This window comes from Streptomyces panaciradicis (assembly GCF_023516615.1).
Lineage (GTDB): Bacteria > Actinomycetota > Actinomycetes > Streptomycetales > Streptomycetaceae > Streptomyces > Streptomyces panaciradicis.
The window spans coordinates 12,875-29,230 of sequence record NZ_JAMGBF010000093.1 but is presented as its reverse complement, the minus strand read 5'-3'; the positions used below and the strand labels follow the sequence as shown (position 1 = coordinate 29,230).

General features: G+C 69.9%; 15 protein-coding genes and 1 pseudogene. 7 read left to right on the top strand and 9 right to left on the bottom strand.

Annotation, left to right across the window (positions count from 1 at the left end):
• Position 1 precedes the first annotated feature (1 nt).
• The 5 genes from M8J74_RS27930 to M8J74_RS27910 all read right to left on the bottom strand — a co-directional run bounded on the left by M8J74_RS27930 (position 2) and on the right by M8J74_RS27910 (position 4,955).
• Positions 2-805 carry an MlaE family ABC transporter permease gene (locus M8J74_RS27930; RefSeq protein WP_249839090.1) on the bottom strand — a complete coding sequence of 268 codons (804 nt, stop codon included), beginning with the start codon at positions 803-805 and terminating at the stop codon, positions 2-4.
• A gap of 3 nt (positions 806-808) precedes the next feature.
• The gene (locus M8J74_RS27925; protein ID WP_249839089.1) at positions 809-1,579 is read right to left on the bottom strand and encodes an MlaE family ABC transporter permease; all 771 of its coding nucleotides are present in this window, start codon (positions 1,577-1,579) and stop codon (positions 809-811) included.
• Entirely contained in the window at positions 1,576-2,517 is a 942-nt protein-coding gene (locus tag M8J74_RS27920) for an ABC transporter ATP-binding protein (protein ID WP_249839088.1), read from the bottom strand. The genes M8J74_RS27925 and M8J74_RS27920 overlap by 4 nt, the downstream gene beginning before the upstream one ends.
• 284 nt (positions 2,518-2,801) lie before the next feature.
• A complete protein-coding gene (locus M8J74_RS27915) occupies positions 2,802-3,830 on the bottom strand; it encodes an RNA polymerase sigma factor (protein WP_249839087.1) in 1,029 nt (342 codons plus the stop codon).
• A 114-nt stretch (positions 3,831-3,944) separates the two neighbouring features.
• Positions 3,945-4,955: a lytic transglycosylase domain-containing protein gene (locus M8J74_RS27910; RefSeq protein WP_249839086.1), complete on the bottom strand. Its 1,011-nt coding sequence runs from the start codon at positions 4,953-4,955 to the stop codon at positions 3,945-3,947.
• A 17-nt stretch (positions 4,956-4,972) separates the two neighbouring features.
• On the opposite strand from M8J74_RS27910, the gene M8J74_RS27905 reads away from it, so the two are divergent.
• A complete protein-coding gene (locus M8J74_RS27905; RefSeq protein ID WP_249839085.1) occupies positions 4,973-5,140 on the top strand; it encodes a hypothetical protein in 168 nt (55 codons plus the stop codon).
• A gap of 72 nt (positions 5,141-5,212) precedes the next feature.
• On the opposite strand, the gene M8J74_RS27900 is transcribed toward M8J74_RS27905, so the two are convergent.
• Both M8J74_RS27900 and M8J74_RS27895 read right to left on the bottom strand, forming a co-directional pair.
• Complete coding sequence (locus M8J74_RS27900) at positions 5,213-5,905, bottom strand: response regulator (RefSeq protein ID WP_249839084.1); 693 nt, start codon at positions 5,903-5,905, stop codon at positions 5,213-5,215.
• The gene (locus M8J74_RS27895) at positions 5,902-7,551 is read right to left on the bottom strand and encodes a sensor histidine kinase (protein ID WP_249839083.1); all 1,650 of its coding nucleotides are present in this window, start codon (positions 7,549-7,551) and stop codon (positions 5,902-5,904) included. Before M8J74_RS27895 ends, M8J74_RS27900 begins: the two co-directional genes overlap by 4 nt.
• 98 nt (positions 7,552-7,649) lie before the next feature.
• Between M8J74_RS27895 and M8J74_RS27890 the strand changes: the two genes are divergently transcribed.
• The 6 genes and pseudogenes from M8J74_RS27890 (at position 7,650) to M8J74_RS27865 (ending at position 14,144) form a co-directional block, all read left to right on the top strand.
• Complete coding sequence (locus tag M8J74_RS27890) at positions 7,650-8,636, top strand: Bug family tripartite tricarboxylate transporter substrate binding protein (RefSeq protein ID WP_249839082.1); 987 nt, start codon at positions 7,650-7,652, stop codon at positions 8,634-8,636.
• A gap of 118 nt (positions 8,637-8,754) precedes the next feature.
• Positions 8,755-10,200: a GntP family permease gene (locus M8J74_RS27885; RefSeq protein ID WP_249839081.1), complete on the top strand. Its 1,446-nt coding sequence runs from the start codon at positions 8,755-8,757 to the stop codon at positions 10,198-10,200.
• 258 nt (positions 10,201-10,458) lie between these two features.
• Positions 10,459-11,449 (top strand): annotated as a pseudogene (locus tag M8J74_RS27880) (sensor histidine kinase); the annotation flags it as partial.
• A 665-nt stretch (positions 11,450-12,114) separates the two neighbouring features.
• Positions 12,115-12,600 carry a hypothetical protein gene (locus M8J74_RS45055; protein ID WP_372500289.1) on the top strand — a complete coding sequence of 162 codons (486 nt, stop codon included), beginning with the start codon at positions 12,115-12,117 and terminating at the stop codon, positions 12,598-12,600.
• Between the two features lie 386 nt (positions 12,601-12,986).
• On the top strand, positions 12,987-13,793 hold the full coding sequence (locus tag M8J74_RS27870; RefSeq protein ID WP_249839080.1) for a maleylpyruvate isomerase family mycothiol-dependent enzyme: 807 nt from the start codon (positions 12,987-12,989) through the stop codon (positions 13,791-13,793).
• Positions 13,794-13,886: 93 nt separating this feature from the next.
• Positions 13,887-14,144: an IolE/MocC family protein gene (locus M8J74_RS27865; RefSeq protein ID WP_249839079.1), complete on the top strand. Its 258-nt coding sequence runs from the start codon at positions 13,887-13,889 to the stop codon at positions 14,142-14,144.
• Positions 14,145-14,511: 367 nt separating this feature from the next.
• Here M8J74_RS27865 and M8J74_RS27860 read toward each other — a convergent pair whose 3' ends face one another.
• On the bottom strand, positions 14,512-15,174 hold the full coding sequence (locus M8J74_RS27860; protein ID WP_249839078.1) for a response regulator transcription factor: 663 nt from the start codon (positions 15,172-15,174) through the stop codon (positions 14,512-14,514).
• Complete coding sequence (locus M8J74_RS27855; protein ID WP_249839077.1) at positions 15,171-16,301, bottom strand: sensor histidine kinase; 1,131 nt, start codon at positions 16,299-16,301, stop codon at positions 15,171-15,173. Before M8J74_RS27855 ends, M8J74_RS27860 begins: the two co-directional genes overlap by 4 nt.
• Positions 16,302-16,356 lie beyond the last annotated feature (55 nt).

The following is a 16,356-nucleotide window of genomic DNA, read 5'->3' as shown; positions in this document are numbered from 1 at the left end:
CTCACCCCGCAATCCGCACGGTCGTGTTGGCGCCCCAGATCGCGAGCGACAGGAAGAAGTCGAGGACGTTGATCGCCACGATCGAGGTCCGCACCGCGCGGCCCACCGCGACGCCGACGCCCGCCGGGCCGCCGCTGGCGTAGTAGCCGTAGAAGCAGTGCACGAGGATGATCAGGACGGCGAAGACGAGGACCTTGCCGAAGGACCACAGGACGTCGACCGGCGGCAGGTACTGGGAGAAGTAGTGGTCGTAGGTGCCCGCCGACTGGCCGTAGTAGCCGGTGGTGATGGTGCGGGCGGCGAGGTACGAGGACAGCAGGCCGATCACGTACAGCGGGATCACGGCGACGAAGCCGGCGATCATGCGCGTGGTCACCAGGAACGGCAGCGAGGGCACGCCCATGACCTCCAGGGCATCGGTCTCCTCGCTGATCCGCATCGCGCCGAGCTGGGCGGTGAAGCCCGCGCCGACGGTCGCGGAGAGCGCGAGTCCGGCCACCAGGGGTGCGATCTCCCGAGTGTTGAAGTACGCCGACAGGAACGCCACGAAGTTGGAGGTGCCCAGCTGGTTCAGCGCGGCGTATCCCTGCAGGCCCACCTCCGTTCCGGTGAAGAACGACAGGAACGCGATGACGCCGACCGTGCCGCCCACGACCGCGAGGGCGCCGCGGCCGAAGCTCACCTCGGCGAGCAGCCGCAGGATCTCCTTCTTGTAGCGCCGCAGGGTGCGGCCCGTCCAGGCCAATGAGCGGCCGTAGAAGGAGAGTTGGCGCCCCAGGGCCTCGAGAGTGTCGAACAGTGCCATGCCTCAGCCCCTCTGCGGGACGACTTGGAAGTACACCGCCGTCATCACGAAGTTCGTCACGAACAGCAACATGAAGGTGATCACCACGGACTGGTTCACGGCGTCGCCCACACCCTTCGGGCCGCCCTTCGCGGTGAGTCCCTTGTACGAGGCGACGATCGCCGCGATCGCCCCGAAGACGAGTGCCTTTATCTCGGCCGCCCACAGGTCGGAGAGCTGGGCGAGGGTGGTGAAGGAGGCGAGGTAGGCGCCCGGCGTGCCGTTCTGCAGAACGACGTTGAAGAAGTAGCCGCCGGCGACGCCGACCACGGACACCAGACCGTTGAGGAGTACGGCGACCACCATGGACGCGAGCACCCGCGGCACGACCAGCCGGTGGACGGGGTCGATGCCCAGGACCTGCATCGCGTCGATCTCCTCGCGGATCTTCCGTGCCCCGAGGTCCGCGCAGATCGCCGTGCCGCCCGCGCCCGCGATCAGCAGCGCGGTGACGATCGGCGAGGCCTCGCGCAGTACGGCGAGGACCGAGGCGGCGCCCGAGAAGGACTGGGCGCCGAGCTGTCGCGTCAGACTGCCGATCTGTAGCGCGATGACGGCGCCGAAGGGGATGGAGACGAGGGCGGTCGGCAGGATGGTGACGCTCGCGATGAACCATGCCTGTTGGATGAACTCCCGTGCCTGGAACGGCCGTCGGGGCATCGTCCGGCCGACGTCCAGCGCCATCGCGAACAGGTTCCCCGACTGCCGCAGCGCACCGGTCGGTGACAGTCTCATAGGTCCGCCACCGCCTTCCGCCGCCGCAACTCCGCTTCTCGCTCGGCGATCGCGTCCCAGCGGGGCGGTCGGAGGATGCCTGGGCCCGGCAGCAGGCGGGGAGTGAGAGCCTGGCTGCCGGGAGTCTTTGTGGCGCCGCCCAGTTCGGCCAGCTCCTGCTCGACCTGGGCGGCGTCCTTCTCCTCCGCCATGCCGATCGGGCCCTGCATCCGCCCGTTCAAAAACTGCCGCACGACCGGCTCGTCACTGGTCAGCAGCTCTTCCCGCGGCCCGAACATGACCAGCTCGCGCCGGAACAACAGGCCGATGTTGTCGGGGACCTGGCGGGCCGAGGCGATGTCGTGGGTGACGATCAGAAAGGTCGCGTCGATCTGCGCGTTGAGGTCGACGATGAGCTGGTTGAGATAGGCGACTCGGACGGGATCGAGGCCCGAGTCGGGCTCGTCGAACAGGATGATCTCGGGGTCGAGGACGAGGGCGCGTGCGAGCCCGGCTCGCTTCCGCATCCCGCCCGATATCTCCCCGGGGAGTTTCGGCTCCGACCCGAGCAACCCGACCATGTCCATCTTCTCCAGCACGATGCGGCGGATCTCGCTCTCGGACTTGCGGGTGTGCTCACGCAGCGGGAACGCGATGTTGTCGTAGAGATTCATCGAGCCGAACAGTGCGCCGTCCTGGAACAGGACGCCGAACAGCTTCCTCACCTCGTACAACTCGTGCTCACGAAGCTTCGTGATGTCCCGCCCCGCGATGCGCACGCTGCCGCGGTCCGGCTTGAGCAGCCCGACGAGCGTCTTGAGGAACACCGACTTGCCCGTGCCGGAGGGGCCGAGCATGACGGACACCTCCCCGGCGGGCAGCGTCAGCGACACGTCCTGCCAGATGACCTGGTGACCGAAGGACTTGGTCAGCCCTTCCACACAGATCTCGACACCCATCCGGTCCACCTCTCGGCCCGTGGAGCTGCTCCGACATCTGCTCTACGGGGAGGGACGGGCGGTCCGTCGCTCGGGAGGGAGATTTTTTTCCGGTGGGTCTGCGGGACGGAGTCCCAGTGGGGTCTCAGGGGGCACTGCGGGTCGGTCCGGGCACGGCCCGCGGGACCGTTCGACCGGTCCCGCGGGGGCGGTTCGGGGCGACTTGTGGTGTTGATGCAGGCGGGATCGCGGGGGTGACTCGCGGGGCGGCGCCGGGCGGTCCGTCGCCCTGTTCCGGGTGCGGATTACGGGGCCGACGGGAGCGCGCTCAGGGCGGAGGTCGGCAGTGCGGCGGACGGTAGCGCGGGGGTGGGGACAGCGGACTCGACCGGCGTGGTGGGCAGATCGGGGAGATCCGTCACCGTCGGCAGTCCGGACACCTTGGGCACGTCGGGTACCCCCGGCACCTTGGGGACCGTCGGCGCCGCAACCTGCGGCAGAGGCGGGACCGACAGCGGTCCCACCTGCGTTCCGTCGCCGGGGGCCCCGGCCGCCGGGGGAGTGGTCGACGTGGCCGAAGGGGCAGGTGACTGCCGGGTCCGGCTCGTGCCGGTGCTGACTGCGATGCCGGGTCGCAGGGCCCCCGCGCCGGGAGCCACCGACGGATGCGGAGCCGTCGTGGTGGCGCCGCCCCCGTCCAGCGCGTACGGCAGCACGAACCCCGCCACCGCCAGCGTCGCCGCCGTCGACGCGGCCGCCACGGCCTGTGCCTTCCCGCCGGCCTTGAGGCGCCCGCGGCCGAGCAGGAACAGCACGAAGCCGAGGGTCGCGGCCAGGGAGTTGCGCAGGGTTCGGCGGGCCCGGGCGAGCAGAGACTCAACGGTGCGGTAACTCAGTCCCATCTTCACGGCGACCTGGCCGACGTCCAGGTCCTCCGACTTCAGCCACAGCGCCTCCGCCTGCCGAGCGGGCAGCTCAGCGCTGCGCACCGCAAGCCACTTCGCCTCCGCACGGTCGCACACCGCCTCCTCCACGGGCACCGGACCCGGCGCGATCGACCTCGGGCTGACGCGGACCTCGGCCTCGCGGTTGACCTGCCGGTACCGGTCGACGCACAGCCGCATCGTCACCGTCGTCAGCCACGCACCGAGCCGCTCCTCATCGAGATCCGGCCGCTCCGCCGCGCGCAGCATCGCGTCGTGCACGGCGTCCTCTGCGTCCTCCTGGCTCATCGACCTGCGCCGAGCCACCTTGAGCAACTGCTCGCGGTGGCTCCACATGCGCCGCCAACGCTCGTCGGCGGCATCCGTCTCCGCAGGCATCTCCGTCGCCATGAGGGCCCCTTCGCGTTCACTCGCCGGTGTCCCGGTCCGGCGGGTTGCGACATTACCGCCGGGTAGTCGCGGTTGTGGAGGGGGAGGAGGCCATCGAATCCGCGCCGTTACTGGTCACAGGCCGGTGCTCGGGAGTACGCCACCCACGGGGAGGTCGATGCTCGGGGTGGGTAGAGGGGCGACCGGTTCCGCCGTACTCCCGCTCGGCGGGCGGGAGTTGGAGGGGGTCGGCGAGGCGGAGACGGACGGCGTCGGGGAGGGGGAAGGGGTGCTCGGGCGAGGAGACTGTTCCGGTTTCGGCTTCGCCCGCGAGGGCTCGGGGCGCGTCGAGGTTCGTACCGCCGGATCCGCCGCACTCGTCGAACCGTCCGCCACCACCCGATGCCCCTCCAGGAAGTACGCGTACCAGGCCCGCACCGTGCGCAGATACGCCGCCGAGTGGTTGTAGCCGAGGATCGCCCGGTCCAGCCCGGCTGCCTGGGACAGGTCCCGCCCGGCCGCGCACAGATACCGCCCCGCAGCGAGCGCCGCGTCGAAGACGTTGTCGGGGTCGGACCGCTCGTCGCCGTTCCCGTCCGCACCCCATCGCGCCCACGTCGACGGGATGAACTGCATCGGCCCCACCGCCCGGTCGTACACCGCGTCCCCGTCGTACGCACCACCGTCCGTGTCCCGTACGACGGCGAAGGCACCGCCGTCAAGCCGCGGACCCAGGATCGGCGTCACCGTCGTACCGTCGGAGGTCACCCGTCCACCGCCCGCCTGCCCCGACTCCACCTGGCCGATCGCGGCCAGCAACTGCCAGCGCAGCGCGCAGCCGGGAGCAGTGCGGCCGATCTCGGCCTCGGCGTGCCGGTAGGCGGCGAAGACGGTGGCGGGCACCGCGCCGGCCGTCGCCGCCGATGCCGCACCCGTGTCCGTGTCCTTGTGCCTGCGCGTGAGCGGCGGAAGATCCGTGCGGTACGGAGTGTCACCGGACACGCTCGGCCCGTGCTCCGCGGTCTCCCGAGCCGGCACGGCGGCCCGCGCCTCGGTCACCTCCGGCGCCTGCGACGCCGTGAGCGCCGCCATCGCCGCCGCCGCGACCGCCGTACCTCTGATACGTCTGACCCTCTGCCCTGCCACGTCCCGATCCCCTCTCCATGAGCGGTGAGCTGCTCTCGACTGCTCTACGGGGACGGGCGGCACGTCCGTCGCTGTGCTCAGGGCCTGCCTGGCGGATCACCTCCTCGGCAGTGCGGCCGGCCCGGTCCGACGACGAGGTCGCCGCCCTGCTCCAGGAGGACGCGGACCTGATCTCGATCACCTGAGGAGATGCGGTCAAAGCACGGCGTCTACGAGAAAACTGCCCGCGTGCACGTACGCTCAGCAGCACCCATCTCTCAGTCTCGCCAGCCATAGCGCCGCTCGGGCCGGCCGGCGGCGCCGTAACGCAGGGAGACGTCCGCCGTGCCGGTGGTGTGGAAGTGCTCCAGGTAACGGCGGGCGCTGACACGGGAGATACCGGTGGCGGCCGCGCATTCGGCGGCCGACAGGGTGCCGTCCGCCTCGCGAAGCGTGCGTTCGACGAGGTCGGCGGTCTCCACGCTCAGGCCCTTCGGGAGTCCGGCGACAGCAGCGGGGACAGACCCTGCGGACAGAGCCCGGTCGATGTCGGCCTGGCCGCGCACCACCGTGGTGAGAAGCCGGCCGCGCCGTGCGGCGTAGCGGTCCAGGCGGGGCTTGAGGTCCTCGTAGTCGAAGGGTTTGAGCAGGTAGTCCACGACGCCGTGACGGACCGCGCCGCGCACGGTGTCGGCCTCGCGCGCGGCACTGATGACCATGATGTCGCAGTCGTGTCCCGCGGTGCGCAGCCGCGGGATGACGTCCAGGCCGAAGACATCGGGCAGATAGAGATCGAGGAGAACGAGATCCGGGCGCAGTTCGTCGACTGCGGTGATGGCCTGCTCACCGGTGCCCGCGGTGCCGACGACCCTGAACGAAGGCACCCTCTCGACGAAGGTGCGGTGGACCCGAGCCACCATGAAGTCGTCGTCGACGACGAGGACGTCGATCGTGCCGTCGGTGCCCGTCAATGTGCTGCTCCATCCTCGATCGCTTCCGCTGAGTGGCGCACGGACATGCGCGCGGTGAACCGGGCGCCCTCGGCGGTGTTGGTCACCCTGACCTCCCCGCCCCGTCGTTCACAGACGAGCCGGGTGAGTGCAAGGCCGATGCCACGCTCGCCCTCCGCGGCGGCCTTGGTGGTGAAACCGTGGTGGAAGACCTCCTGGGCGAGTTCGGGAGCCACACCCGGGCCCGAGTCGCACACCACGATCTCCACGCTGGACGCGTCCTGCCGGAGTTCGACCTCGATCCAGGGTTCCCGGTCGTCGAGGTCGCTTCCGGCTGCGGCGTCGATGGCGTTGTCGACCAGGTTGCCGACCACGGTCGCCACGTCGGCGGCGTCCTCCGCGGCGAGCCGGCCGAGGGAGGTGACGTCCGAGATCCTCAGGGTGATCTTACGTTCGGCCGCGAGGGAGTCCTTCGCCATGAGGAGGGCGGCAACGGCGGGATCGTGGATGCGGCGGCCGATGGTCATGTCCAGCGACTGGCGGCGCCGGGTGAGCGCACGGACGTAGCGTACGACCTCGTCCTGCTCGCCGATCTGGATGAGTCCGGATATGGTGTGCAGCTGGTTGGCGAACTCGTGCGTCTGGGCCCGTAGCAGCTCGGACGTGCTGCGGAAGGAGCCGATCTCGCGTTCCAGCCGAGCCAGTTCGGTGCGGTCCCGCAGCGTGGTGACCGAGCCGAGCAGGCGGTCGTTCTTCGTGACGGTCATCCTGTTCATCACCAGCACGCGACCGTGCCGTATGACCACTTCGTCGGGTTCGTGCTCCGCTTCCGGCCGGGTGCCGGTGAGTACGTCGTGCAGACGGCCGTCGATGCCGAGCTCGTCCAGCGTCCGGCCCACGCACTCCTCGGGCAGATCGAGCAGCTGTCTGCCCACCTCGTTCACCAGGGTGAGGCGCTGCTGGGGATCCAGGGCGACCACGCCCTCGGCGATCCCGTACAGCATGGCCTCGCGGTGTTCGGCGAGCCCGGTGATCTCTCGCGGCTCCAGACCGAGCGTCTGCCGTTTGACCCGTCGGGCCAGCAGCCACGAGCCGGCCAGACCGAGCCCGCTGGCGATGCCCAGATAGGCGAGGAGATAGGACGACGCACCACTGAGCCGCTGCCACACCGTCGGGGACGCCTCCCCGATCATGACGATGCCCAGGGTCCGCCCCAGGTCACCGCTCGACGCGCCGAGCACCGGCACCTGCGCCACCAGTTCGCGGCTGCCGTCCCAGGTGAGCGAGCCGGACCAGCCTCGTCCGCGAGCCACCCCCGGTCCGAGCCGCAGCCGGTCACCGACGACCGTCGGATTGGTCGAACTGACGATGCGACCGGAGGAGTCGGCGATCGTCACGGAAGTGACCCCCGACTGCACCAGCGTGGAATGCGTCAGCGGGGCCAGCGTCTCCTCCGGCGCCGGACGCGGGAGCTGGTTGCGCACCAGTGGATTGGCGGCCAACTGCTCGGCCAGCGCACTCACGCGGCGCCCCTCGACCCGGCTGAAGGTGGCCTCCGACTGGGCGAGCGAGAGCGCCGCGACCGCCAGCAGCACGACCACGACGATGGCGAGCTGCAGCGCCAGCATCTCGCCCGCGAGGGTATGACGCCGAAAACTGGTGACCACAACGAACTCAATCTCTACTGCTGACACAAACTGGGCGGCTCGCACCACGGGCCGCACAATCATGACGTCCATCGCGACGGCTGCGGAAGAGAGGTGCCATGAGAGGTCGCTCGCACGCCCTTCGAGGCGCCCTCCTCGCGCTGTCACTGTTCCTCGTCACCGGGTGCCAGGTGCTGCCCGATGGGGAACCGGCCGACACCGGGCTGCGGATCATGGTTCCGAACACCCCCGGTGGCGGATACGACACCACGGCCCGGACAGTGGCCCGCGTGCTGCAGGAGACCGGCGTGGACTCCGGCGTGCAGGTCTTCAACCTGCCGGGAGCAGGCGGCACGGTCGGCCTGCAGCGCATCGTGAACGAACGGGGCAACGGCCATCTCGTCCTGCAGATGGGTCTCGGAGTGATCGGTGCGTCGCACGTGGCCCACGCGAAGGCGTCCGTCATCGACACCACTCCGCTGGCCCGGCTGGTCGAGGAGGCCGGCGCGGTGGTCGTGCGCCGTGACTCGCCCTACCGGTCGATCGCCGATCTGATCGCCGCCTGGAAAAGGAACCCCGCGCGCTTGAAGGTCGGTGGCGGATCCTCACCCGGCGGACCGGACCACCTGCTGGCCATGGAGCTGGCCAAGGCCGTCGGTATCGGCCCGCACCGGGTCGGCTACGTCGCCTACGGCGGCGGTGGCGGCGACCTGCTGCCCGCTCTCCTCGACGGCAAGGTCGACTTCGCCACCACCGGCTTCGGCGAGTTCCTCGACCAGATCGACGCCAGTCAGCTCAGGGTCCTGGCGGTGACCAGCCCACGACCGATCGACGCACTGCCCGGAGTGCCGACCCTCAGGGCGTCCGGCATCGACCTGGTCTTCAGCAACTGGCGAGGAGTCGTGGCGCCGCCCGGCATCAAAGGCGCCGACCGGAAGCGGTGGATCGAAGCGCTGACAGCGATGCACCGGTCCCGGCAATGGAAAGCGGAACTCCGCCGCCACGGCTGGACCGACGCGTTCACCACCGGCGACGAATTCGCCGCGTACCTGTCCGAACAGGACACATCAGTGGCCCGTCTCGTCAGGGACCTCGGACTGGACTGACCGGGCCACCGCCCGCCCCTCCTGACACCAGCCGCACAACCACCCTTCTGCGCCGCGGCTCACTTCGCCATGCCCCTCACCTGTCCGTCTGTCCATCTGTCCGTCGAAAGGCACCCGCATGACCACGCACACCTGGTGGTTGCTGCTCATCCTCACCATCGCGATCACGGCCCTGATCTACCTCATCAACTCCCGCTTGCGCATCCATCCGTTCGTCGCGCTCATCGTCGTCGCCGTCGGCACCGGCCTCGCCGCCGGTGAGCCCGCCGCCAAACTGGTGGAGTCCCTTGAGGACGGTGCCGGCGGCACCCTCGGGGACGTGGGCATCACCCTGGCCCTGGGCGCCATGCTCGGGCGCCTGCTGTCCGACTCGGGCGCCACCGACGCCCTCGCCCACGCCCTGATCGACCGCTCCAGCACCCGCAGGCTGCCCTGGCTGGTCACGGCCGCGGCGTTCGTGATCGGCATCCCGATGTTCTTCGAGGTCGGCCTGATCGTGCTGCTGCCGCTGATCTTCAGCGTGGCCCGCCGGCTGGAGGCCCAGGGCGGCACGAAGGGCTCCCCGTACGTCCTGCTCGGCGTACCGGCCATCGCCGCGCTGTCCACCCTGCACGGCATGCTGCCGCCGCACCCGGGGCCGCTCACCGCCATGACCGGTCTCCACGCCGACCTGGGCCTCACCATGGTCGTCGGCTTCGTCTGCGCCGTGCCCACCGTGATCCTGGCCGGCCCCGTCTACGCCCGGTGGATCGCGCCGCGGCTTGCCGAGGTTCGTCCGGACGAGGCTCTTGTCGCGCAGTTCACGGGTGCGTCGCAGTCTGTACGAGCGAAGTCGCCTGTCAGCGTGACGGTCGGCGCTCCGAATGCGTCATCGGCGGAAACGGACGTCACGTCCCGGTCCGGGATACCGACCGCGTTGGCCATCACCGCGGTGCTCGTCCCTGTCGCCCTGATGCTGCTGCGGACCCTCGCCGAAACGGTGCTCGACGAGTCGAGCCCCGTGAGTTCCGCGCTGACCTTCCTGGGCGAGCCCGTCGTGGCGATGCTCGCCGGGCTGCTCTTCGCTCTCGGCGTGACCACTCTGGGCACGGGTCGCCCCGGCGAGGAGGTCCGCGCATCCCTGACGGACAGCCTGAAATCCATCGCCGCCATCCTGCTCATCATCGGTGGCGGTGGTGCGTTCAAGCAGGTCCTCCAGGACTCCGGCATCGGCGACGCGATCGCCTCCGCGGCCAAGGGGGCCCATCTGAACGTCATCGTGCTGGGCTGGCTGATCGCGCTTCTGCTGTCGCTGACCACCGGTTCCGCCACCGTCGGCATCGTCTCCGCCACCGGCATCATCGCCCCCATGGTCAGCGGAGGCGGCCTGGAGGCATCGCTGCTCGTGGTGGCCATCGGGGCAGGCTCCCTCGGGCTGAACTACGTGAACCACGCCGGCTTCTGGCTGGTCAAGGAATCCTTCGGCATGGATCTTACCCAGGCCACGAAGACGCAGACCGTGGTGCAGACCCTGGTGAGCGTGCTCGGCCTCGGAATGGCGCTCCTGCTGTCCGTCTTCGCCTGACAGCCGCTGAGTGGTGTGCATCGTGAAGGTGCACACCGCTCAGTGTCCGCGCCTGACGCGGAAGCAATGGCGGGAGCTCCGGCCCTCGTGCAACACCAGCTCGAACGAGACAGGGCCAGACATTCAGTGAGAAGCCGGCACGCCTCAACCGTCGTCAGGCGGGCCGGCGGACCTGGACCCCGGCCATCACGCGAACACGCAGGACGAACTGCCCGGAGTGGCGCTGCTGGATAGGCTCGGGACGTGGAGCCAAGCGGCATGCAGCCGAACCACCGGTTCCCCGGAGAAGTCCGGGGAGGGCTGTCGTCCCGGTCGGCCCGGGCGTTGTGGTGGGGGTCGGGCGGCCTGGTGCTCGGCGTGCTGGGCACCTCGGTGCTCGTTGCCGGTGCGGAGCACGGCTGGCGGCTGCCGGTGACCGTGGTTCTGGTCCTTGCCCAGGTATGTGCCCTGCGGTGGCAGACGCGAGCCCCCGTGGTCGTATTGGCCGTCAATGCGCTGACGGGGCTCACTGTGTGGGCTCTGCTGCCTGCGGTGTACTTGTCGGGGGCGCTGCTCGCCGCACAGGTCACGTTGTGCGTGCTGTCGGCCACCAGGCCGCGGCGGGTGTCGGTGCGGGCGCTGGCGGCGATGTGTCTACCGGCGCCGTTGGCTCTCGGCGCGGCCGGCGCCGCGGGACCGTCGGTCTGTCTGCTGGCGGTGATCCTGGCGTGGACCGCGGGTCAGAGGCGCAGGGCGCAACAGGTACGGATACGGGCGGAGGCGCGCCGGGCTGTGGTGGAGGAGCGGGCCCGGATCGCGCGCGAGGTGCACTGATGTCGTGGCGCACACACCCTCAGTGATGGTCATTCAGGCGGGCGCCGCCGACGATGTGTTCGTCCAGCGGCTCGAACGGGCACGTGAGGCGCTGCGGGCGATCGAAACGGGTGCCCGCTCGGCACTGGGCGAACTCCGTTTACTGCTGCGGGCCTTTCATCCCGACGCGGGGGCGGGCGCGGATGGGGACCAGTGTGAGCAGCGGCCCTCGCTCGCGCGTCTGCAGGAGTTGGCCGACAGCGTGCGCGCGACCGGGATCAGCGTGCACGTTCATTGCGAGGGCGTGACCGACGTCCTGCCGGCCGCGGCGGACCTGGCGGCATACCGGATCGTCCAGGAGGCCCTCACCAACACCGTGCGCCATGCGGCCGATGCCGACGAGGTGAGCGGGCGGGTCACGGCCGAAGGGGAGTGCGCGAAGTCCAGTCCCGCAGACGTCACCAGGCTGTCCCCCCCCCCGAGCAGCCCACAACAGTTCGTAGACGATGCCCGCCATCGCCACGCAGTCCGATACCGGCAGCCGCGAGCTTCGGCGGCAACATTATTGAGCCTGAGGCCGACTCCTACCGTCTTCCCCACCACCCGCGCCCGCATCCGAACACCAACCAGCCGGCTGACCGCTTGCTGTCCAAACCAACGCCATCTACCGTTGCACGGTCACTCGTCCACGCATCAGGAAGTGCCCATGCCTCGCCGGTCACCGGGCGAGATCAGAACCGCGCAACCCCCTCGCAGGAGCGCCAGAAGTCGGCAGGTCATCCCTGGTCTGTCTACTGCGACGAACCGGCAGATCGCACAGTTCGAAGTTCAGTACCGATTGCCTCCCGGTCACGTCGCCCACGCCTTCAATACGTGGGGCCTGGCGCTTCGTCCATGGCCCGACCACGGCCCCAACCACGGTCTGGGAACCACCCTCTGGCGGGATATGCACGCGCGAACCCTGCTCCAGGACGTGGCCTCGACTATGACTCGCAAGGCACGCCGTGAACTTCTCGGAGCGGTTGCTCCCCTGGACGACCGCTTCTTGTCACGGACGCTGCCAGATCCCTTCTCACCGCTCACAGATCCCTGGTGGAAGCGCCGCCTCGCAGAGACCGCATCATGATCGAGGTCGGCGACGGCATCACCTTCCCAACCGTCGGCCATGGCGGCCTAGCCCCGGCCATTCGGAACTCGGGCGCCTCGATCCGCAGCGAACAGCCGCCCCGAGGAGGAAACAAGCACCTGGCCCACGTCGGCACGGCCTTCTACGCCCCCTGCATCGCCGGCAAATGGCCCGTGCGCGGGCCGACCAGGACGGCCGCGCTGGAGCTGGGGCGGGACAACATGCGGGTCATCCAGCCACCCCGGCGTCGTCTCCACTCCGCTGATCAACCACCCCACCGTCGCAGGCCAGCCGCCCATCGCCGACTTCCACTCGCCCGATCCCTTCGCTATCCCCGGCTCGCCGACCCCTCTGACATCACCCGCCGGTTACTCTTCATCACCTCCCAGGACGCATTTTTCGCTACCGGCTCGGAATTCGTCCTGGACGTAGGCATGCTGCTCGGCCCTGTGCCCCAACCCGAATTCGAGATCGCAGCTTGAACCGGCATCGCAGTACGGAGTGTGCGGCTCGACCGCGGTGGGGAGGGTGGTCTCGAAGTTGATGAGCTGCACCCCAGGTCGGAGTGACGACGAGGCGGACCAGGCCGTACGAGAGGGAGCGCAGTTCCGCCGCCCACTCGACGCGTTCGCCCGGGGCCATCTCGTAGCTGCCGTTCCTCTGCGGGTACTCCTCCGGGATGTCGTCGACGACGTCGGGCTCGGCACGGCCGCGGATGAGCTGGATCTTCGGTGGGTGCGCCTTGGTGTCGATCTTCAGCGCGATCTGGGGCCGCCCACTGCCCCCCGGGGCCGATTCACCTTCGAGTGCGCTCCAGCCGCCACACTGATCGCTGAATCGAGTGCACAGCACAGAACGGCGGCTGCAGATGACGACGAATCAGGCAGGACACCCCCTGCCGTACGACACCTACCGTGAGGCGATCGGGCGCGAGACCCATCGGTTCGCCGACGCGGTCCGGGACGCCGACCAGGCCGGCGCTGTGCCGTCCTGCCCCGGCTGGACCCTGGCCGATCTCACCCGGCACGTGGGAGCGCTGCAGCGCTGGTTCTGCGTCCTGCTGTCCCGGCGGGTGCAGGAGGTTCCCCGCGACCGGGATGTCGAGCTGGATCTCCCCGAGGACGTGCGGGACTACGCCGACTGGCTTACGGCGGGCGTGCCCGCGGTGGCGGCCGTGCTGCGGGACGCCGATCCCGGCGCGGCGATGTGGACCTGGGGCGCCGACCCGCACGCGCGGTTCTGGGCCCGGAGGATGCTGTTCGAGACGCTGGTGCACCGGGTGGACGCGGAGCATGCTGTCGGCCGCGACGCCGATGTCGACCCGGAGCTGGCCGCGGACGGCGTCGACGAGTTCCTGATGAACCTGCCGTACGCGGGGCTCTTCGCACCTGGGGTGACCGAACTGCGCGGCGACGGCGAGGTCCTCGCGTTCGGGTGCACGGACGCCAGGGGCGCGGTCGTCGAGGAGTGGCGGGTACGGCTGGAACCCGACGGCTTCCGGCCGGTGCCGGGCGGCGGAAGCGGCCCCGCGGCGGCGGACTGCGCGGCCGTCCGGGCGCCGGCCGCGGACCTCCTGCTGCTGCTCTACGGTCGCCGGTCCCACCGGGAGCCGGTCTTCGAGGTATCGGGGGACACCGGGCTCCTTGACCGTTGGTTCGCGCACACGGCGTTCTGACCGGGCGCCGGGGCTCGTGCCGGCCGGTGCTCATCCGGCCTTCGCCGATGCTGGCTCCTCGGCGGTGAGGCAGACGCATCGCCGGTCATCAAGGTGTCACTGACCTCCACCTCAGGCGCCGAACTCCGCACGTGGCTGAAAGCGTGCACCACCGAAATGGGCCGCGGTGAAATCGACTTCGACGAGGTGTTCGCCGCACTGGCCTCGGTCGGATTCCATGGACTCATCTCCTCGTGCGTCTTCGGCTGGGAGGAGTATGCCGCCGAGATCAGCGTCCGCCAACGCGAGAAGGCAACCGCACTGATTGACAAGCACGTCGGAAGGGGCAGCCCGGAGACCGGGAGGCACTGAGTTCTAAGAACGCCAGGAGGTCTCGTCCCGCGGAACCGTCCCCCGCGTGCTCCTGCGGCTCACCCGAAGTACGCACCAATCGAAAGCCCTCGGCGAAAGGCCCGCCGCGTGCCGTCGTTCGGCCGGCAGGTGTGAGGAAACACCTGGGCGCCTTCCTCGGCTGTCTGCGCGGAGTGCTGGACAACCGCGGACCAGGACCTGACAGTCGTCGTCCGAGAGGCCGGCGAGTTGCTCACGCTTCTGCATGCGCTGATCAGCACGGCGACGGAGGACCGGCGCGAGCCGGGAATCAAGCCGAAGGGGTGCCTCTCACGAGAGCGGTACCCCTTCTGGCATGCAAAGGTCGGACACGCGGCATCCCGAACGGTTAGCCCACATCCAGTTCGAGCAGGCCGCGCCGCACGGCCTCACTGACCGTGCCGGCCCGGTTCTCGGTGCCGAGCTTGCGATAGATCCTGACCAGGTGGGTCTTGACCGTGGCTTCCGTGACGAACAGGGCCGAGGCGATGGCCCGATTGCTGAGCCCCTCGGCGAGCAGTCGAACGACCTCGGACTCACGATCGGTGAACACGGGCCCCGCTTCGGCGGGCCGACCCACGAGTCGAGCCGCCGCCTCGGGGGCCAAGCCCATGCCGCCGGCCGCTGCGGCGCGCACGGCACGGAACAACTCCTCGGGCGGGCCGGCCTTGAGGATGTAGCCCCGGGCGCCTGCCTCGACGGCGCGGACGACATCGCCACGGCCGCTGTAGCTGGTCAGCACGACGACATGCACGTCCGGTGCGGCGGCGGTGATACGGCGTGTGGCCTCGATCCCGCTGAAGCCGTCGTCCGACGTTGCGCCGTCCGACAGCCGCAGGTCCATGAGCACCACGTCGGGCCGCAGTCGCTGGGCCAGCCGTACGGCCTCCCTGCCATCGCCTGTCTCGGCTACCACATCGAGGCCTGGCTCGCCCTCCAAAAGAGCACGCAGACCGGCACGCACAACCCTGTGGTCGTCGACGATCAGCACCCGCAGCGTCTTCTCGCTCACGACGTGCCGACCAGGTCGCGGTCGGCCACCGGCAATTTGGCCTGGACGCGGGTGCCGTGGCCCGGGGCGCTGTCGACGGTGAGCGTGCCGCCGAGGGGGCTCAGGCGTTCCCTGGCTGCGGCCAGTCCGAACCCGCGGTTCGGGCTTACGGGTTGAGCAATCCGTTGGTCGAATCCCCGCCCGTTGTCACGGACTTCGACAGCCGCCCAGCCGTCCCCGTGGGTGAGGGTGACATGGACGTGGGTCGCCCGGGCGTGCTCGCGGGCGTTGGCGAGGAGGCCCTGAGCCACGCGCAGCAGCGTCACGGCAGGTCCGGTGGGGAGGGGGTGTGGTGTTCCTTCCGCGCGAAAGGTGACGCGCGGTGCGGTGGTGGCGGACTGCAGGCGGGTGCACAGCCCGCGCAGGGCGGTTTCCAGGTCGTCCCGCTCCAGGGCGGGCGGTGTGAGGTCACCGATGATGCTCCGGGTCTCCTCCAGGTGCGCGCCGAGGGCCTGGGAGACCGCACGCACCTGGCGCAGGGCGGCGTCCGGGTTGCGTTGCCAGTCCCGTTCGGCGGCCTGAAGGAGCATGCAGTTGCCCGCGAGTTCCTGAGCGAGGGTGTCGTGCAGGTCCCGGGCGATTCGCGCCCGCTCGGCGAGCCGTCCGGCCTCATGCTGACGGTCCGCCAACTCGATGCGCGTGGACTCCAGTTGGCTGGTCAGACGTTGCTGGGAACGATAGAGGACGACCGTGGCGCCAAGGGCGGCGAGCGGGGGCCCCAACACATCGGCGTCGACGCCGCCGATCCGTACCAGCGAGGCGAGGAGCCCCGCCGTGATCGCGCTTACCGTCGCGACCGTCACCCCGCGCCCGGGCATCCGCAGGGCCAGCACCGCCAGCGGAACAGCGAGCCATGTGTAGGCGAAGGCCAGTGGTACCGGGATCTCCCATGAGGTCCAGGCCCACAGAAGTACCAGCGTCCACAGCCAGACCGGCCGTCCTGCGGCGCCGAAACGGTCCCAGCGGGCCGGCCCGGCCATGTAGAGCAGGCCGAGGGCGGCGGTAGCTGGTGCGACCTTCCAGCACAACTCGCTGTTCAGCTCGACGAGCCGCACCAGAGTGGCCGCGACCGGAAGCAGGAAAACCAAGTGCGCGAAGTGTCGCACGGTCGGAAACGGCCGTCGCTGAGCGACGGGATGGGAA